This is a genomic window from Candidatus Amarobacter glycogenicus (genome assembly GCF_016704105.1).
In the GTDB taxonomy this organism is placed as follows: domain Bacteria; phylum Chloroflexota; class Dehalococcoidia; order Tepidiformales; family Tepidiformaceae; genus Amarobacter; species Amarobacter glycogenicus.
Genome location: NZ_JADJAT010000001.1, coordinates 284,396 through 301,987, shown reverse-complemented (window position 1 = coordinate 301,987; position 17,592 = coordinate 284,396). Strand labels below are relative to the sequence as shown.

General features: G+C 65.1%; 23 protein-coding genes. 9 read left to right on the top strand and 14 right to left on the bottom strand.

Annotation, left to right across the window (positions count from 1 at the left end; translation table 11 throughout):
- Positions 1-4: 4 nt before the first annotated feature.
- Together rpsP and ffh are read right to left on the bottom strand one after the other, a co-directional pair.
- Complete coding sequence (rpsP, locus tag IPG14_RS01540) at positions 5-436, bottom strand: 30S ribosomal protein S16 (RefSeq protein ID WP_343384769.1); 432 nt, start codon at positions 434-436, stop codon at positions 5-7.
- Positions 437-624: 188 nt separating this feature from the next.
- Complete coding sequence (ffh, locus tag IPG14_RS01535; protein WP_343384768.1) at positions 625-1,941, bottom strand: signal recognition particle protein; 1,317 nt, start codon at positions 1,939-1,941, stop codon at positions 625-627.
- Between the two features lie 95 nt (positions 1,942-2,036).
- Between ffh and IPG14_RS01530 the strand changes: the two genes are divergently transcribed.
- The 4 genes from IPG14_RS01530 (at position 2,037) to IPG14_RS01515 (ending at position 3,027) form a co-directional block, all read left to right on the top strand.
- The gene (locus tag IPG14_RS01530) at positions 2,037-2,213 is read left to right on the top strand and encodes a hypothetical protein (RefSeq protein ID WP_343390696.1); all 177 of its coding nucleotides are present in this window, start codon (positions 2,037-2,039) and stop codon (positions 2,211-2,213) included.
- Between the two features lie 29 nt (positions 2,214-2,242).
- The gene (locus IPG14_RS01525) at positions 2,243-2,461 is read left to right on the top strand and encodes a hypothetical protein (protein ID WP_343384767.1); all 219 of its coding nucleotides are present in this window, start codon (positions 2,243-2,245) and stop codon (positions 2,459-2,461) included.
- A gap of 177 nt (positions 2,462-2,638) precedes the next feature.
- Entirely contained in the window at positions 2,639-2,821 is a 183-nt protein-coding gene (locus IPG14_RS01520) for a hypothetical protein (protein WP_343384766.1), read from the top strand.
- A 29-nt stretch (positions 2,822-2,850) separates the two neighbouring features.
- Positions 2,851-3,027 carry a hypothetical protein gene (locus IPG14_RS01515; RefSeq protein ID WP_343390695.1) on the top strand — a complete coding sequence of 59 codons (177 nt, stop codon included), beginning with the start codon at positions 2,851-2,853 and terminating at the stop codon, positions 3,025-3,027.
- Between the two features lie 73 nt (positions 3,028-3,100).
- Here the strand turns inward: IPG14_RS01515 and IPG14_RS01510 are convergent, their stop codons facing one another.
- Complete coding sequence (locus tag IPG14_RS01510) at positions 3,101-3,631, bottom strand: hypothetical protein (RefSeq protein WP_343390694.1); 531 nt, start codon at positions 3,629-3,631, stop codon at positions 3,101-3,103.
- Positions 3,632-4,085: 454 nt separating this feature from the next.
- On the opposite strand from IPG14_RS01510, the gene thrS reads away from it, so the two are divergent.
- Complete coding sequence (thrS, locus tag IPG14_RS01505; RefSeq protein WP_343390693.1) at positions 4,086-5,876, top strand: threonine--tRNA ligase; 1,791 nt, start codon at positions 4,086-4,088, stop codon at positions 5,874-5,876.
- A gap of 37 nt (positions 5,877-5,913) precedes the next feature.
- On the opposite strand, the gene IPG14_RS01500 is transcribed toward thrS, so the two are convergent.
- The gene (locus IPG14_RS01500) at positions 5,914-6,216 is read right to left on the bottom strand and encodes a hypothetical protein (protein WP_343390692.1); all 303 of its coding nucleotides are present in this window, start codon (positions 6,214-6,216) and stop codon (positions 5,914-5,916) included.
- Positions 6,217-6,337: 121 nt separating this feature from the next.
- On the opposite strand from IPG14_RS01500, the gene IPG14_RS01495 reads away from it, so the two are divergent.
- Both IPG14_RS01495 and IPG14_RS01490 read left to right on the top strand, forming a co-directional pair.
- Complete coding sequence (locus IPG14_RS01495; protein WP_343390691.1) at positions 6,338-7,033, top strand: hypothetical protein; 696 nt, start codon at positions 6,338-6,340, stop codon at positions 7,031-7,033.
- 14 nt (positions 7,034-7,047) lie between these two features.
- Positions 7,048-7,863 (top strand): aldo/keto reductase, encoded by an 816-nt coding sequence (locus tag IPG14_RS01490; RefSeq protein WP_343390690.1) that lies wholly within the window; start codon positions 7,048-7,050, stop codon positions 7,861-7,863.
- Positions 7,864-7,873: 10 nt separating this feature from the next.
- Here IPG14_RS01490 and IPG14_RS01485 read toward each other — a convergent pair whose 3' ends face one another.
- From IPG14_RS01485 to IPG14_RS01445, 9 genes are all read right to left on the bottom strand, one after another.
- The gene (locus tag IPG14_RS01485) at positions 7,874-8,869 is read right to left on the bottom strand and encodes a PHB depolymerase family esterase (protein ID WP_343390689.1); all 996 of its coding nucleotides are present in this window, start codon (positions 8,867-8,869) and stop codon (positions 7,874-7,876) included.
- A gap of 114 nt (positions 8,870-8,983) precedes the next feature.
- Positions 8,984-9,373 (bottom strand): MaoC/PaaZ C-terminal domain-containing protein, encoded by a 390-nt coding sequence (locus IPG14_RS01480; protein ID WP_343384758.1) that lies wholly within the window; start codon positions 9,371-9,373, stop codon positions 8,984-8,986.
- A gap of 11 nt (positions 9,374-9,384) precedes the next feature.
- On the bottom strand, positions 9,385-10,614 hold the full coding sequence (locus tag IPG14_RS01475) for a MaoC family dehydratase N-terminal domain-containing protein (RefSeq protein WP_343390688.1): 1,230 nt from the start codon (positions 10,612-10,614) through the stop codon (positions 9,385-9,387).
- Between the two features lie 438 nt (positions 10,615-11,052).
- The gene (gene coaE / locus IPG14_RS01470) at positions 11,053-11,835 is read right to left on the bottom strand and encodes a dephospho-CoA kinase (RefSeq protein WP_343390687.1); all 783 of its coding nucleotides are present in this window, start codon (positions 11,833-11,835) and stop codon (positions 11,053-11,055) included.
- A gap of 63 nt (positions 11,836-11,898) precedes the next feature.
- Positions 11,899-12,372: a VOC family protein gene (locus IPG14_RS01465; RefSeq protein ID WP_343390686.1), complete on the bottom strand. Its 474-nt coding sequence runs from the start codon at positions 12,370-12,372 to the stop codon at positions 11,899-11,901.
- A gap of 166 nt (positions 12,373-12,538) precedes the next feature.
- Positions 12,539-13,648: a thiolase gene (locus tag IPG14_RS01460; RefSeq protein WP_343391041.1), complete on the bottom strand. Its 1,110-nt coding sequence runs from the start codon at positions 13,646-13,648 to the stop codon at positions 12,539-12,541.
- Between the two features lie 46 nt (positions 13,649-13,694).
- Positions 13,695-14,090, bottom strand: a complete 396-nt coding sequence (locus tag IPG14_RS01455; RefSeq protein ID WP_343385231.1) for a Zn-ribbon domain-containing OB-fold protein — start codon at positions 14,088-14,090, stop codon at positions 13,695-13,697.
- Between the two features lie 157 nt (positions 14,091-14,247).
- Positions 14,248-14,763 carry a DinB family protein gene (locus tag IPG14_RS01450; protein ID WP_343390685.1) on the bottom strand — a complete coding sequence of 172 codons (516 nt, stop codon included), beginning with the start codon at positions 14,761-14,763 and terminating at the stop codon, positions 14,248-14,250.
- The gene (locus tag IPG14_RS01445) at positions 14,760-15,968 is read right to left on the bottom strand and encodes an MFS transporter (protein WP_343384752.1); all 1,209 of its coding nucleotides are present in this window, start codon (positions 15,966-15,968) and stop codon (positions 14,760-14,762) included. The genes IPG14_RS01450 and IPG14_RS01445 overlap by 4 nt, the downstream gene beginning before the upstream one ends.
- Positions 15,969-16,065: 97 nt before the next feature.
- Between IPG14_RS01445 and IPG14_RS01440 the strand changes: the two genes are divergently transcribed.
- Together IPG14_RS01440 and IPG14_RS01435 are read left to right on the top strand one after the other, a co-directional pair.
- The gene (locus IPG14_RS01440) at positions 16,066-16,479 is read left to right on the top strand and encodes a PPOX class F420-dependent oxidoreductase (RefSeq protein WP_343384751.1); all 414 of its coding nucleotides are present in this window, start codon (positions 16,066-16,068) and stop codon (positions 16,477-16,479) included.
- Entirely contained in the window at positions 16,476-17,168 is a 693-nt protein-coding gene (locus tag IPG14_RS01435; protein WP_343384750.1) for an HAD family hydrolase, read from the top strand. Before IPG14_RS01440 ends, IPG14_RS01435 begins: the two co-directional genes overlap by 4 nt.
- Here IPG14_RS01435 and IPG14_RS01430 read toward each other — a convergent pair.
- Positions 17,165-17,530: a hypothetical protein gene (locus tag IPG14_RS01430; protein WP_343390684.1), complete on the bottom strand. Its 366-nt coding sequence runs from the start codon at positions 17,528-17,530 to the stop codon at positions 17,165-17,167. The two genes, IPG14_RS01435 and IPG14_RS01430, sit on opposite strands and share 4 nt — an antisense overlap.
- Positions 17,531-17,592: the final 62 nt, after the last annotated feature.

The following is a 17,592-nucleotide window of genomic DNA, read 5'->3' as shown; positions in this document are numbered from 1 at the left end:
CGGACTACTCCTCGGCGGGTGCTTCTGGTTCTGCAGCGGCCTTCGCCGCTTCGGCGGCGGCTTTAGCAGCGGCGGCTGCTTCGGCCTTTGCTGCCTTTTCGGCTTCTTCAGCGCGGACCTTGGCCCGAGCTTCGGCGGCCTTAGCTTGCTCCGCGCGCTTGACCTCGAGCTTCGCCTTGACGACGGGAGCTTTCTTTTCGATCACGCCGGCGCGGACGAGGAGCTTTTCGGCCGACTCTGAAGGCTGGGCGCCCTTCTTGAGCCACTCTTTCGCCTTCTCCCCGTCGACGATGATGGACGGCGGATCGGAGTGGGGATCGTACGAGCCAAGGTTCTCGATGAATCGACCGTCGCGCTTGTCGGGCTTATCCGCGACGACGACGCGGTAGAACGGGTGGCGCTTCTTGCCGATGCGCTTCAGGCGGATCCGGATCATTGCTACTCCTGGAATACACCCGCTCCGAAAGCGGGCGGAAAAATGCACTTCAACTTACGGTACATCATCCGTGCTTTCGACGCGAAGCGATCGGGCATGCCACACCCGGTGCCGTGGCCAGCTCCGACGGGAGGTAACGGATCGCTGCCACCGAGATGTTCCGGCTTTCTGCGTCGCCGGGTGCCCTCTTACCTGAACATCGGCATCTTGCCGCTGCTCAGCGTCTTGGCAATCTTCCGCGCCTCGAAGAACTGCTTGAGCAACTGATTCACCTGCGAGGCGTCGGTCCCGCTGCCCCGGGCGATGCGTTTCCGCCGCTTGCCGTCGATCTTGTCCGGATGCCGCCGTTCCCATGCCGTCATCGAAAGCACGATGGCCTCTGCCTTGCTGAAGAACGAGTCATCGATGTCATCGACGTTGAGCTGCGCTTTGATTTTGCTGAAGCCCGGGAGCATCCCCACGAGCTGGCCGAGGGGGCCCATTTTCCGGACCTTCCGCAGCTGCTCCACGAAGTCCTGGAGGTCGAAGGTGCCCTTCTTCATTTTCTCCGAGAACCGGTCGGTGTCCTCATCGCCCATCGTGTCCTTGGCGCGCTCGATGAGCGAAAGCATGTCGCCCATACCGAGGATGCGCCCGGCCAGCCGATCCGGGTAGAACGGTTCCAGGGCGTCCGACTTCTCGCCCATGCCGATGAATTTCACCGGCACCCCCGTGACCTGGCGGATGCTCAGGGCCGCTCCACCGCGGGCGTCGCCGTCCATCTTTGTGAGGATGAGCCCGGTCGTCCCGACCTTGTCATGGAACTCCTTTGCCGCGGTGACCGCATCCTGGCCCGCCATCGCGTCGGCCACGAAGAGCACCTCTTCCGGGGCCAGCTGAGAACGGAGGTCCGAGACCTCTTTCATCATCTCTTCGTCGATGTGGAGGCGGCCGGCGGTATCGACGAGGAGGTGCGTCGCGTTCATGCGCTTCGCTTTCTCCAGCCCGTTCGCGGCGATGACCGAGGGCTTCTGGGTCGTACCTTCTTCGTGGTAGGGCACATCGAGCGCCTTCGCCAGCGTCACCAGCTGTTCGACGGCCGCCGGGCGGTAGACGTCGCAAGCCACCACCAGCGGCCGGTTGCCCTGCTTCTTCAGCAGGTTCGCCAGCTTGGCGATGCTCGTCGTCTTTCCCGACCCCTGGAGGCCGACGAGCATGATCACGGTCGGGGGCCGCGAGGACGTCGCGAGTTGCGGCGCCGCACCGCCGAGGATGTCGATCAATTCCTGGTGGACGATGTCGATGACCTGCTGGGCCGGCGAGAGGCTGCGCAACACCTGCGCACCCAGCGCCTTCTCCTTCACCCGAGTTGTGAACTCGCGTACGACCTTGAAGTTCACGTCCGCTTCCAGCATCGCCATGCGCACTTCGCGCAATGCCTGGTCGAGATCTTCCTCGGTTACTATCCCGCGCGCGCCGAACTTCCGGAACGCGCCCTGCAGCTTATCGGTCAGCGATTCGAACATTGTCCTCAAGTGTACGGGAGGCGCTGCGCAGGCGGCACCGGTCGCCGTTCCCGGCCGGGCGTACGCCGCGACCCAAAAACGTGTACCGTGAAAGGATGGAAACGCTCCCCGAAGAGTCCCCCGCCGAGATGCCAGTCGTCTGCACGCACCATTGGAAGCTCGGCTCGCCTGTTGGGGGCGTTTCCACCGGGCTCTGCCGCGATTGCGGTGCCTCCCGGGAATTCGGCCAGATCCTCGCCCCCAGCGCGTACGGCCGGCTTCGACGCAAGTAATCCGCCCTCTCGCAACGAATGGAGGTCCATTGGACCGGAAGCAGAAGGTCGCAGCATTGGTTTCACGGGCCGAAGAAGCCCGGCGGCTCGCTCTCGATGAACTCGACGCCGTCGCCCGAAAGACCAGTACCTGGGGATCGAGCGACCACCGTTCCGCTCGCGAGCGTGTCGAACGCGACTGCGACCAGGCAAACCAGCGTGCCCAGACCCTCGACGAAGAAGCGCTTGACCGCGAATTGGCCAGGTAGCAGCCGTCGAAGGTATCTGACCGTCACCGTCGCACCGGTGCGGTCCTTTCCCCGAGAGGGCACCTTGACAGGGCGGGTACGATGCCCAAATCCAACCAGCCCCACACCCTGCGCCGACTCCAGCTCCGCCGCTGTTGCCTCCGCCGCTTGTGATAGCGACCAGTCCTGGAGGCACCCATGGGAATTCTTGATCGACTACTTCGCCGCAAAGACGACCACGACAAGTGGCTTGCGGATCACCCGGGCAAGGGTAATTTCACGATCGACGCCTCGCCGGTGACGCCCGCCGAGCAGGCGGCAACTCGCGCTCGCATGGAATCTGAACTCGGCGGGCAGCGCGGCACGAGCGACCCGTCATGAAATGTCCGCGCTGCGCATCGCCTTCGATCGTGTCCAGCCACGCCTCTATCTCCTGTCTCTCCTGCGGCCACGCGGTCACCGAACCCGCCCGCCAGGCATGGGACAAGGTGTCGAGCATCCGCGGCGCTTCGAAGCTCCTTGGGCCGGCATGGACCGACGCCGAACATGCACTCTGGCGCTCGGCCGAAGTCACCGCCGGTCGCTAATCTCGCAAGTCCTGTCCCGTCGTGCCGTCCGGGTGAGGCCTCGCCTTACCTTTCGGCGCGTGGCCGGACTCCGTCACAGCGAGACCCAGCGCCAGATCGCCTCGACCGCCTCCACGGCCGTGAAGCTGTCGAGCCATCTGCCGTAGTGCAAGACGTACTCCTGGAACAGCTTCAGCGGGAGCGCGACCGCGAGGATGGCGGCCGCCCGGCGCGGCGTGAGCACGGCCCCCGGGCGCCGGTGAAGGATCCCTGCGTTCGCCACGTACCAGAACTCGAAGACGTTCGGGAATGCCATCAGCACCCACCGGGCCTCGGTCGCCTCGAAGAGACCCAGCCCGGCCATCCGAAGCCCGAACAGCGCGAGCGACAAGGACTTCGCCGGCCCTTGCCAGCGGCGCGAGACCCACAGGAAACAGCCCATGTAGGCAAGGTCCGCGACCTTGTCGAAGCGCTGGTAATCCTTAAGCCCGCCGAGGTCCAGCAGGTTCTTGAGGAAGAGGTCGCTGAAGTCGACCGCAATCGCGATCAGCGCCCCGGCGAACGCCCAGCGCAGCACCGGCAGCGAGCCGAGCACCCGAATCACGCCGATGACCACGATCTCCATGCGGGGCCCACCATAGCCTCTTCCGCCTGAGGCCCGAAAGCCCCGTCCACGCGGCGTGATATAGTCTTCCGAACCAAAGGCATCGACCGGGACGAGTAGCCCGCTGCCCCACCAGAGAGTCCGCGCCACCGGCTGGAAGCGCGACACAGGCAGGCGAAAACCACCCGCGAGCCGGCGTCGAAGCGCTCCTTCAGCAGGGCGATAAGGCGGCCCGGTTGGCCACCGTTAGCGGCCAATTGCGAGGTCCTTCTCTGCGGAGGACGAAGTTGGGTGGAACCACGGGCGCGTCGCCCGTCCCAACGGCACGACGAAACGCTTGCCGTCCGGGAAGGCCCAACCCAAATGACTGTGCATCTCGAAGTTCGACGTGTGTACCTGCCGGCGGCCACTCCCGCGCGGCTCACGGCCGCCTCCCACTCGCCCTTCCCCTCCCCCACCTACAGGAGTTGTCACCATGGCTGACGCCATCGAACCCAAGGAAGACTTCAAGTCCCTGCCCAAGGAGGAGCGCCTCAACCGGATGCGCCACTCCGCCGCCCACGTCCTCGCCGAGGCGATGGTCGAACTCATGCCGGATGCCGAACTTGGCATCGGGCCGCCCATTGATACGGGTTTCTACTACGACTTCCGGCTCCCCCGTTCGCTTACGCCCGAGGACCTCGTGTGGCTTGATGCGCGCATGCGAAAGTCCATGAAGGGGAAGCACAGGTTCGTGATGTCGAGCCTGAGCAAGGCCGAGGCTCAGCAGAAGTGGGCCGGTCAGCCCTTCAAGCTCGACCTCCTCGCCGACCTGGAAGAAGGCAGTGTCACGCAGTGCTCGCACGCCGAATTCACGGATCTTTGCCGCGGCGGCCACGTCGGCAACACCAGCCAGATCGGTGCATTCAAGCTCATGAGCATCGCCGGCGCCTACTGGCGGGGCAGCGAAAAGAATCCGCAGCTTCAGCGAGTCTACGGCGCCCTCTTCGAAACCGCCGAAGAACTGGCCGAATACGAGCACCAGTTGGAAGAAGCGCGTCGCCGGGACCATCGCCGGATCGGCAAAGAGCTCAAGATTTTCGACCTGATCGAGAACATCGGCCCCGGCCACGTTATCTGGCTGCCGAACGGTGCGACGATCCGGCGCGAACTCGTCCGTTGGATCGAGGACCTCGAGATCGAGCGCGGATACCAGCATGTCATTACGCCGAACGTCGGCAAACGCGAGTTGTACGAGCGTTCCGGTCACTGGGACCATTACCAGGAGAGCATGTACCCGGTGATGGAGCGCGACGGCGAGGAATACTGCCTCCGCCCGATGAACTGCCCGCACCACATCATGGTGTTCGAATCGGAACTCCACTCCTACCGCGAACTCCCGATCCGCATCGCCGAACTCGGCAACATGCACCGCTGGGAAAAGAGCGGCCAGGTCACGGGCATGTCCCGCGTCCGCATCATGACGCTCAACGACGCGCACATCTTCTGCGCGAACGAGGCCATGGTCGAAGCCGAAGTCGAGGGCGTCCTCGCGCTCATGGAACACGTCTACGGCACCCTTGGACTGAAGAACTACCGCTACCGCCTCTCCCTCGGCGATCCCGAGAACAAGGAAAAGTACGTCGATAACCCGCCGATGTGGGAGATGGGCGAAAGCCTCCTCCGCCGCGTCCTCGACCGCGTCGGCCTCGAGTACTTCGAAGCGAAGGACGAAGCCGCCTTCTACGGCCCCAAGATTGACGTCCAGTTCCAGACGGCCGCGGGGAAGGACGAGACGCTCGTCACGGTCCAGGTCGATTTCCACCTGCCGGCCCAGTTTGAACTCGAGTACATCGGGGAAGACGGCGCCCGCCACCAGCCGATCATCGTCCACCGGGGCGTCCTCTCCACGATGGAGCGCATGGTTGCGTTGCTCATCGAGGAGTACGAGGGCAATTTCCCGCTCTGGTTGTCACCTGTCCAGGCCGTCGTCATCCCGATCGCCGACCGCCACATCGAATACGCGGAAGAGGTCGCCAGGCAACTGAGTACGGCGAAACTGCGAGTGGACGTCGACAGTCGTGGCGAGCGAATGAACGCGAAGATCCGTGATGCCCAGCTGCGGAAGGTGCCCTACATGCTCGTCGTCGGTGACCGCGAGGCCGAGGCCCAGGCCGCGGCCCTGCGCATCCGCGGCGGCGGCGACGTCGGGTCGGTCCCTGTCACCGAGATCCTCAGCCGTCTCCGCAAGGAGCGCGACGAGAAGTCGCTCACCCTCTGGGGATAACAACGCCGGCCTGCGGGTGGGCACGCGTCCGCCCCGCTCACGGCTCCGCGCACTCACTTTCCGCCGCGAACGCGCGGGTCGCGTGGACCTCGTACTCCATCCCGTAGACCCGCTTCAAGTCGGCGATGGCGGTGAGCGCTCGCTTCCCATGGGGGCTTGCGCTCCACTCGCCTTCCTCTCCCGGCATCGGCTCGAACGAGTGGAGGACAATCTTCTCGAGCAGCTGCCCGAGGGTCTCGTCGTTGAACTCGGCGAGACCCTTCAGCACCTGCACCATCCGCTTTTCCAGGCGCACTCCGAGCTGGACGCGTTCGACGTTTGTGTCTGGTCTGGCTGCCATCGTGTAGCTCCTCAGTGATATTGGGACACAGGTAACAAAATAACACACTGGGAGCTGTAGGCGTCAAGTTCGAACTCCGCTGCGTTCGACCCAACGGCTGGACCGCGCCCATCATTGGGCCATGCCAAAGCTGCTGATCGTTACCGCTGTCCTCCTCGCGTTTGTCTCCGCCGCCTGTAGCGGGGGAGGGGACGACGACGCAGGCGCCTCCACGCCCCAGGGCGGAGGCGGATCGAGCACACAGTCCGCACCAACGCCTTCAGCGACCGAGATCGGGGAGCTGTTGAAGCTCGTGGTGCCCGGTTACGCCGCCTCGGATTCTTCGCTCAACCTCCTCGGCGGAGCGCTTACGTACACCGCCGACGCGAAGACCGCGGGTGGGGCGTCGCTCCTGGTGCGCGTCCAGCTCGCCCAGTGCGACGCATTCATCTGTGGGAGCCTGGACCCGAAGGCGTACGAATCGGCGGAAGCTCAGCGGAACCTGAAGTCGATCCTTCCCTCCGCGCACATCGAGAACCCGGCGCTGCGCTGGGAGTTCGGGGCAGTCCAGCTTTCGAACACAGCGAAAGGGCTCTACTACTTCGCCCAGAGTTACGTTGAAACCAGGGGCGCCGATGGAAGCGTCTCCCGCTCTTCCGCCAACTCCTACCGGGCCTGGTTCCACAACGGCGGCACCCTGGTTTCGCTCGATGTCTTCTCGCGCTCGTCCGACTCGATCCTCTCGGTTGCGGATCTCGAGAAGCGCATGACGAAGGCTGAAGCCGAGAAGGCGGCGAGGGATGTCTTCGCCGTCATTGGGCCGAAACTGCCGAAGTAGGCGAGGCGCCTCCGATGTTGAAGAAGCGACGGCTTGGTCGCACAGGGCTGATGGTCTCCGAACTTGGTCTGGGTGCGATGGACACGCCCCACTCGCCGGAAGCTTTCGAGACCGTGGTCGCTGCGCTCGACAGTGGCATCGATTTCGTCGACACGGCGCGCGACTACGAAGGCTCGGAACATCTCCTTGGGCAGGTCGTCCGGGAGCGCGGCGGCGAAGGCTGGCAGATCGCCTCGAAAACCTTCCGCCACACGGCCGGCGCCGCCCAGTACGAGGTCGACCGCTCGTTGTCGGTCCTGGGCGTTTCCCGTCTCGCGCTCTACCAGCTCCACGATATCTCCACGCCCGAGGCATGGGAGGCGGTCACGGCCGAAGGTGGTGCGCTCGACGGCTTGAAGACTGCGCAATACCGCGGACTGATCGGACACATCGGGATCTCCACCCACAGCCTGGAGATCGCGCGGCACGCCATCCTTTCCGGTGAGTTCGACACGGTCATGCTGGAGTACTCCGCCTTTTACCCCGAATCGGCGCCGCTCATCGACCTGGCTGCAGAACACGATGTCGGCGTCATCGCGATGCGGCCGGTCGGCGGTTCCGGGCGGACCACGACGATGCGCGGCAACATCGCGCGGGGCACGGCGGGCCTGCTAACGCCCGCCAACCTGCTTCGGTATGTGCTCTCAAACCCGGGGGTTTCGATAGCGATACCGGGCGCGCGCTACCCCTCCCGGGTCTTCGAGAACGTCGCCACCGCGCTGGCCTTCGAGCCGATGACGGAGAGCCAAAGGCGGCAGCTCGAAGCCGAAGCATCCCGCCTCTACGGATAGGACGGCGCGCCTACCGCAGCGTCTTGAAGAACGACCAAACTGCCAGGGTCGCATCGAGCTTGTCCGAGACCCGGTCCTGGACGCCGGCCCGCGCGACTCCGCCGGGCCACGGGTGGTCGGCGTCAGCGATGACGATGAACGTTGCCGTGGCTCCGTCGCGGCATCCTTTCCAAAGAGTCGTCGTGAGCGCGCCAGAGGTTGAATGCGACGGGTTTGCCTCGCATTGCATGCCCCCAGTCCACCGTGACAGCGAGTCGTCCATCGAGACAAACGGCACCCCGGCGATGGAGCGGTCCCCTTCACCGCCCTCGATCGGGTGGTTCTGGTCCGCGTCGCCGTGAATCGCGAGCAGAGATGTGCCGCGGGTGGGCTGGCACTTCGGGATTTCCAGGGAGCCTGCAACTGGCGCGACGCCGCGCACCAGGTCCGGTCGCTCGCAGCCGAACCGGAACGACATCATTCCCCCGTTCGAGTGCCCGGTCATGTAGATACGATTGCCGTCGACGGGAAGCGTCGCTGCGAGGTGCTGGATCAGAGAGGCGAGAAAGCCCACGTCGTCGATGTTCTTTGAGGACGCCTGGCCACAGCAGCTGCCGGCGTTCCATGTCCGGTTGGTCCCGTCCGGGAACGCGACGATGAAACCCTCTGCCTCGGCCAGGGTCTCGAAATTCGAATTGGCGGCGAACTGGTCGCCCCAGCCGAGCCCCCCGTGCAGCCCGATAACGAGCGGCAGCTTGTCCGATGCCTTCGCGTTTGAAGGCACGAACAGCCGGTAGGTGCGCTCAAGTCCGCCAGAAGTGAGCGTCGCGTGTGAGACTCCCTTCGGCAGGGCGGCGCCCCTGGTCGCCGTCGCCGCCACGGTCGCCGTCCCCGTCACGGCGGAGGCGGTGGCTCCGGGCGAGGCGGGGGATGTCGTCACGGTTGGTTCATCCTTGCCGTCCCTCCCGGAACATCCGACGGAGAGGATAAGGACGGCGAAGAGTACGGCGGCGAAAAGACGGTTCATGGAAGGCATTCTGCGCCGAAAATGTCGCGAAACGATGGCGGCGTACCCGTGGAAGCGGAACGCCCCTCCTTCGACCTTCGAAGGAGGGGCGCAGGGACTCGCATCCCGCGGGGCTTACGCCTGGGCGATAGCTTCGCCTTCGACGACAGACTCCCCGTTCTGGTTGGTCGTGATGACCTTGATGGTCGCCAGTCCACCTTCGACTTTGGTCACTTCACCCCTGGCGGTGAGCGTGTCGCCCGGCCAGACCTGCTTGGTGAAACGGACGCCGTACTTCTTCAGCGCGGTCGGTCCGAGCCAGTCGGTCAGCATCCGGCCGGTCAGGCCCATCGACAGCATTCCGTGGGCGAAGACGGAAGGGTAGCCAGCCATCTTCTGGGCGGCGCCTTCATCGTGGTGGAGCGGGTTGAAGTCCCCGCTCGCGCCGGCGTATTTCACGATGTGCGAGCGGTTCACGTTTTCGATGACGACCTGTTCACGGGTGTCGCCGACTTTGAGTGCCATTTCGTTCCTCCCTACTGGTCCACGGCGCGTTCGGTCTGGACGCCGACGCTGGTGGCGGTGACACAGAGGACGCCGTCCTGGTTGCGGTACTCGGTGACCGACTCGCTGAAGGTCATCTTGCCGCCACGGCGGCCTTCCTTCTCCCAGCGGTTGCCCGGCTTTGTCGTTACGGTGAGCGTGTCGCCCACGTGGATCGGGTGGTGGTACTCGTAGTGTTGTTCTGCGTGAAGGCCGCGGCCAAGGCCGCCGCCCCCACCCCCCGGGCCATCGCCACGTTGCGCCGGAGGTGGTCCCTGGCGCGGCCGGGTGATGTCGAGCGGGTAGTTCGGCTGCCAGTGCGCGCTGCACTGCACGAACGTCGGCGGGGTCACGATGCCCCCGACGGCCTTCGTCGCCGGGTCATTCGGGTCCGAGAACTCGGGGCGGATGTCGAGCAGTGAGCGTGCGAAGAGCATGACCTGCGTGCGGTCGACCGGGAATTCGAATCCCTCGTCTGCCATGGGTAACTCCTGGGGCTTTGGATTGCCAGAGGATGGTACGAAGGAGGACGAAGGGCGGCAAGGGATCGATTTGCCGGTGCGCAGCCGGGCCAACAGACTGCCAGCGTGACTGACCCAACGCGCATCCTCATCTTCGGCCAGAGCAACACCGGCGGTGTCCAACTCGCCGACCGCCAGGCAGCGTGGCCCAATCTCGTCGCCAGCGCATTGCCGGAATTGACAGGTCAACCGGTGGAAATCACCGTGCGGCCGTTTTTCGCACACGCGCCCGGCTCCGAAGACTACCTCGAGCGCGAGCTTCGCCGGCGCGAGCCCGACATCGTGTTCGTGACTCTGAGCAGCTTCTCCTTCCTGAATCCGGTAATCGAACCCGGCGTCCGGGAGCGCTTCGGCGAGCGGACGGGGAATGTGTACCACGCCTTCGCCACGCGATTGGACGCGCTGACGCGGGACCGGGGCAGGTTGGCAGCGACGCTGAATCGCTCCGGCAGGGCCGTCGCCCGCCGCGTGTTCGGTGCCGCCCCGGTGACATCCTACGAGGTGGCGTTGGAAGGGACGACGAAGGCCCTCCAGTTGCTCGCCCGCCAGGAAGACATCCAGGTTGTCGCTGTCCACGGCTTCGTGAAGCTGGAGAACCGCCGTTCCGGCCCGCCTTCGCAGAAGGAGGTGGTACTTCTTCGCTTCCTGGACGAGATGCGTACCCTGACCGGGCGGCTGAGGATAACGTTCATCAACCTCCAAGAAGGCAGCGTGCCCGATACCCGCTTTCTGCCCGACGGGCTCCATGTGAGCGCCGAAGCGCACACGGCAATCGCCGCGGCCGTGCTGGCAGCGTTCCGAGATGGTCGCATTCGAACTGGGATGCCGCGGCCCCCCCCCCGCGGCCGGCGGGTGCTTGGGGCCCCAACGGGGGGTCGGTGGCGGGGGGGGTGGTGGGGTTCCACCGACCTCATCCTGACTGTGGGAAGAACGAGACGGCGCTGGAAGGACGAAGAGATCCGTCCCGAGAGGCTTCGCCAGCGAAGTGAGGCCCGCCACGCTGGGCGAGCCGCTTCGCCCCCCCCCCCCCCCCCCCCCCGCCCCCCCGCGCCCCCCCCGCGCCCCCCCCCCCCCCCCGGCCCCCCCCGGGCGCCGCCCGGCCGGGCCGCGCGGCTTCTCCAGGCGGTCCGGGATTCTTGCCTAACCTTCCTTCTTGACGCCTTCGATGGTCGCGCCGCTCTTCGCCAGCCGTTCCTTGTTCCGTTCGAGGAACACCGCCCACCAGGCCGGGAACTTGGACTCCAGCGCGCCGCCCGACTTCCGCAAGGCCAGGATTCGGTCGAGTTCGGCGTTCACGGCTGTCCGGAGGTCATCCAGAGAACCATTGTTCTTGTAGACCCAGTCCGCGCCAGGCGCCCGGATCTCGAGCGGGATCATGCTCGCGAGGCGCTGGTTGGCCTCGGCTTCGCTCATCGCACGGGTCTCGATGAGCCTCGCGCGGGCGATGTCGTTGTCAACGCCGATCAGCCAGGTTTGATCGCACCATCGGGCGTACCCGGGTTCCATCAGGTTGACGGCTTCCATCACGCAGATCTGGTCAGGTCCGAGTTCGACCCGCCAGCGGTCGATCTCCGCCTTGATTGCCTCCGTGATTGACCCCATCGCCCGGGTGAGTTTGTTCATCTCTTCCGGCTTCCCGAAGACCTTCGCGCCGAGGATCTTTCGGTCGACATAACCGTCCGCGCCAACGACTTCGCGGCCGAAGGCTTCAACGACGCGGTCGAAACCGGGCGTGCCCGGGTCATAAAGCTTGTGGACGAGTTTGTCGGCGTCGCAGTGGTGCGCGCCGCGTTCGACCAGCAGTTGGCCGACGGTGGACTTGCCCGCGGCGATAGTGCCGGCGAGGCCTATGACCAGCGGTCCGTGGCCCGGACCGGGCGTGTCGGTGGAGGTGCTTGGGGTGGAGGTGGCGTCGTTGGACAAAGAGGTTCCTCGGGGGGTATTCGTGTCCGAAGTTTCCCGACCGTGGACGCCAATGTCCAATCGCTAGCGGACCACGGCCTCGCCGTCGTAGGCCGCCCGAAGCTTCGCCATATCGAGCCGCCGCTGGGTCATCATCTCGTCGATCATGCGCTGGACGGCCGCCGGATCACCTTCCATCAGTTCGTTGAACTCTTCCGGGACGATCTGCCAGGACATCCCGTACTTGTCCTTCAGCCAGCCGCACTGGCTCTCTTCGCCGCCGTTGGCGGTCAGTGCGTACCAGAGGCGGTCCGCTTCGGCCTGGTCCGCACAACTCACTGCGAAGGAGACAGATTCATTGAAGCTCCAGCCCGCGGGGCCGCCCTGGAGCAGCTGGAACGGCTGGTCATGGATCTCGATCTCGGCGATGGAGGCCGAGCCATCAGGCAAGTTCTGTGTGCCGGTCACACGGACGTCTTCGAAAATGCCCGAGTAGTAGTCCACGACTTCCTGGGCATCGCCGACGACCCAGAGGCAAGGCTTGATCTTCCGCGGCATTGCTTTCGCTCCTGTGTTGGCCAAACGCCGATACGAGCTTCGGAAGAAAGCACATTTCGAGCAACTAACCTGTCAACACGTTTTGATGGTGTTTCGTAAAGCGCCCAGAAAAGGACGGAGCCCGGTGGAAACACACCGGGCTCCAGAGAACGCAGAGGACGAGGCGCTAGGGGCGCTCGTTGGACATGATGACGGTGCCGCTGGCGGCAAACATGCCGCCAACGCCGTGGCACATGCTGATCTTCGCGCCCGCCACCTGCGCGGGAGCAGTCCCACGCATCTGGCGCACGCTCTCCTGGAGGGCGTACATGCCGTACATGCCGGAGTGGGTGTAGCTGAGGCCGCCGCCGTTGGTGTTGAGCGGCAGCTTGCCTCCGGGGCGCGTGTTGCCTTCCCAGATGAAGGCCGGCGCTTCGCCCGGGCCGACGAACCCGAGGTCCTCGAGGCCGTAGAGCGGCAGGTGAGCGAAGGCGTCGTAGATCATCAGGTGATCGACGTCATTGTGGGTGATGCCGGCTTCGCGGAGGGCATTCGGCCCTGCGACCTTGAAGGCGCGGGAGGAGGTCATGTCCTTCATCTGCGACACCATCGGCGTCTCGACGGATTCGCCTGTGCCGAGGATATAGACAGGCTTGGTCGGGAAGTCCTTCGCCCGGTCGGCCGAGGTGAGGATGAGGGCGCCGGCGCCGTCGGTCACCAGGCAGCACATGAAGAGACGGAACGGGTACGCGATCATCCGCGAGTTGAGGACATCTTCGACCGTGATCGGGTCCTTCATCATCGCGTTCGGGTTCATGGCGGCGTACTCGCGCTGGACAACGGCGACCATGGCGAGTTGTTCTTCGGTCACGTTGTACTGCTTGAGGTAGCGCATCACCGGGATGGTGAACGAGGTGGGCGCGCCCATTGGCCCGGTCCACTGCTCGAACTGGGCCTGGAGGCTTGCGCCGCCGCCCATTGGCCAGCCGCCGCGGCCGATGCCGCTCTTGCCGCTTTCGCCATGGGTGACGAGCACGGTGGTCGCGAGGCCTGCTTCGATTGCCGCGACCGCGTGGCGGACGTGGATCATGAACGAGCAGCCGCCGACGGATGTGCCATCGACGTAGGTGGGCGTAATGCCAAGGTAGAAGGCGGTCTCGGTGGGGCTGGCGCCCGCGCAAGCGACGCCGTCGATATCGGAGGGCTTCAGGCCCGCGTCCTTCATGGCTCGGATTGCCGCCTCGGCGTGCAGCCCGAGCTGCGAGTACTGCGGGAAGACGCCTTCGGGGCTGACCATTTCGGAGGCGCCGACGATTGCTACTTTTCCTGGAGTGGGCACTGGATCAGGCTCCCTTCGCCGGCCGCCAGGTGGGCAGCGTGATGTCGTCGTTCACTTTCGTTGGCGCAAGTTCGACAGCCATGTCGAGCTGGAGCGCTTCGGGAGTCTGAGGACAGTCGACGATGTTGGTCGCCATTTGCACGCCTTCCTCCAGCCGTACGACGGCGATCGAGAAGGGGGCTTCGAAGCCTGGGGGTGGCCGGTGGCTGATGATGTAGGTGAGCAGCGTGCCCTTGCCGCTTGCCTGGAACCACTCCACCTCAGCGAAGGGATCTTCGGGATCGAACGGGCGCGGCGGAAAGTACGCCTTCCCGGTCTGCTTGTTCCGCTGAATCATCAGCTTGCCTTCCTTCAACCCGTCCCAATAGGGCTTGGTCTCAGGGGTGGCCTTGGGGGCCATGCGCGTGTAGTCGTGCAAACGTGTGTCCTGCCAAATTTTGGAGTCCGGGCCCGGGGAAACGGGTTCCGGCTGTGAATGCAGTCACAATGTCTACCGTGAACGTGAGGGTTTCGCAACTTTTCAGTCAGGCAAACCGGCCCGCGATGCCTGTTCGAAGCTACCGAAGTTCCCGGTGGTCCCGGCGAAGGTCGGCCAGGTGGCCCTCGCTATGGCCAGGGGTGATGAAGATGAGCGCCCGCACCGTCACCGGGTGGCCTCCCGCTGAGCCCGCCCGGTCGAGCATCTCTTCGGAGAGCGATCGGGCCAGGAGGATCGTGGCTCGCCGGAGCGACACCAGTTCGTCGACGATTTCGCTGAGCGGGCGGCGATTCGCCCCGGAAGTCGCGACATACGCGTCCTGCTCGAAGGCCTCGACGGGCGTGGCGTCGCCCCGGGAGAATCGGAGCGCCCGGTAGGAGAACATCCGCTCGAAGTCACAGAGGTGCACCAGCACCTCCTTCAACGTCCACTCGCCTGGCGCGGGTGGCGTCGAGGCCGCGGATTCGTCGAGGCCGCGCGCCTTCTCGAAGGCGACGATCTGCTGTTCTAGCTGCGCGATCGGGTCGTCCCCGGCGCTGCTCACGTAGCCTTCGTAGTAGCTGTTGTACTCGGACGGGACTGGCCGGTGAGTCATGCGGGGTTGGGTGCCGGCGCAGGTGTGAACCGCTTTTCGTCGACGTATAGCGCGTAGGTGACAAGCGAAAGGAGGGCGACGGCGCCAGAGGCTGGCCCAAGCCCGCGGTAGCCGAAAACCTCCAGCACACCTGCGCCGATGAGCGAGCCGGTCACGATGCCGAACTGCTGGCCCGAAGCGTTCAGCGCCATCACCGTGCCCCGGTGTTCAGGGACGAGTTCCGTGGTCACTGCCTGCGCGCTCGCGAAGCGGGCGCCGCTGAACAGGGAGAACGTGAACAGGAACCCGATCGCCATCCCGATCACTGGCGACGCGGTGGTCACCAGGCTAATAAACACCGCACAGATGCCGCTGCACCAGACGATGATGGGGCGCTTGCCCACCTTGTCCGAGAGCCGTCCGCCGATGTTGCTCCCGAAGAGCACGCCCAGCCCCATGACCGCGGACATGAGCCCCAGGGCCGCTTTCGCAAGGCCGAACTCGTCGTGGAAGTAGGCGCCCATGTACACCGTGAAGATGAACCAGTAGACCGTCGCGAGGTAATTGGAAAACAGGGCCATGGCTGCCGGCACATCCCGTAACACCACGCCAAGAGAATCGAACATCCGGGTGCCGGCCGGCCGTTCCGGGCGCGGCGGATCCCCCGGCAGTCTCGCAACGATGAGCCAGGTGAAGACCGCGAGCAGGACAGCCAGCACGCCGAAGGTCCATCGCCACGAGACCATACCGCTGAGAAACGCCCCGGCCGGCACACCGAAGATACTCGCGCTGGTGTTCGCCGAAACCACCCACGACATGGCCTTGCCGCGTTCCTCGTAGGAGAAGAGATCGCCCACCGCGGAGAAGACCGCCGGTGTCAGGCACGCGACGCCAAGCCCGGCGACGGAACGCGCCACCATCAGCAGCGGATAGCTCGGAGCGAATGCCGATGCGACCGTCGCGACGGTGAGGATCGCCATGCCCGAGACGACTACCGGCTTCCGCCCCAGCCGGTCGATGAAGGGGCCAGAGAAGATAGCCGCTACACCCCCTGCGACCGCGTACGCCGTTACCAGGAGTCCTGCCACCGCAACGCGCACACCCAGGTCATCCGAAATCTCGGGCAGGATCGGCGTGATGATCAGGTTGTTGAACACGACCGCGAACGAGGCGACGCACAGCAGGGCGAGCACCAGCGTTCGTTGCGAGCGGGAAGCGGAGGTCACGGAGTCTCAGGTTACAACCTGAGCCGTCTTCGGGTTGGCTGGTGCGCGTCCGGCCCCTCGGATCGACAGCGGCCAACCATGAGTTGAGAATGCCGCCATGTTGCGCGAACTGACACCTGAAGTCCGTGCCTTCCTCGAAGAGGCGAAGTGGCCAGGCGTGCTCTCGACGCTCGGTCCAAACGGTGCACCGATCACGTCGGCCGTGTGGTTCGCTCTTGTCGGCGACGACATCGTCATCTCCACGCCAGCATCCCGGCCGAAAGCGCGGAACGCCCGGCTGGATGCCCGCGTCTCGTTCATCGTCGACACGAAGGAGCGGCCGTACAAGGGCGTCGCCATCGAAGGGACGGCGGCGGTCATCGACGACCCGGCGCGCCAGTCGATGCGGACTATCGCCGAACGCTACCTCGGCCCGGCGCTCCCGCCTGCCATGGAGGAGCGCATCGCCGCGACCGAACGGGTGATGCTCAAGATCACTCCGTCTCGCATCCGCCCCTGGGGTTTCGCGTGACGAGTGCCGTCCTCTTCGACCTTGGGGACACACTCTTCCGGCTCCTCCCAATACCGGATGTGACTGCGGAATTCGCCGCCGCGCTGGCGTCGGAGGGATTCGAGGACTCGGAGGATGAAGCTGCGCGCATCATTGGGAACCTCAGTGAGCGCCTCCTCGGGCGGCACGACCTGACAGAGCCGCCCATTGCAGAACTTGCTGTACCGTTCATCGGCGGCGACGCCAGGGCGCGCAAGCTCGCCGCGATGCTGGACCACATGGCCGGCGAAGCAGACATCGCCCGCTGGGAGGCGGCGCAAGGGCGGGACGCCGTCTTCGAGGCGCTTCGCACCCGCGGGCTTCGCGTTGCCTACGTCTCCAACACACTCACATCGCCCACCCAGATGCGCCGACGCCTCAAGGAGTTTGGTCTCCTCGACCAGGCCGAAGTCGCCGTCTTCTCGGTTGAGCACCGAGTGCGGAAACCGAACCCGGAGATCTACCGGGTCGCCCTGCGCTCGCTCGGACTGGAACCGGAGGACTGTTTGTTCGTCGGCGACCGTGTTCGCGAAGACATCCGCGGCCCGCGGGCCGTTGGCATGAGCGCCATCCTCACGCACGAGTTCCGTCAGGAAGACTCCGGGGATGCAGAGCCTCTCGCTGTGCTCTCCCACCTTGCGGACTTGCTTCCGCTTCTCGATTCACACTAGTCGCACTGCCAGTGCCGGACGATGTCGTTGTGGCCGTGGCAGGCCAACGAATACGACGATAACTGGACCGCGAGCATCCCGACCGCAACGACGATGACGAACAGCGTCCCAAACGCAATACCGAGACCGTTCAGCCACTTCCCCGCGCCGAAGCCGATCGCTGCTGAGCCGGCCAGGAAGACGAGGTGCAGATAGCTGTACGCGGCGTCTCGCTCGTTCGCATCGTGGTCGCCGCCGATGCGGGAGACATCGACGATGGAGTGCATCACGCCGACGTATGCTGCCAGCAGGCCGAGCAGAAGGGCGAGAGTGAGGAAGACCATGAGCGATGCGGGTCTTCCCCTGCGCTGGTTCGGCTGCACTCGCGAAGTCTAGCGATGTGGAGCCTCAGTTGGCACCCGCCGATCTCGGTTGACCCCGGCTC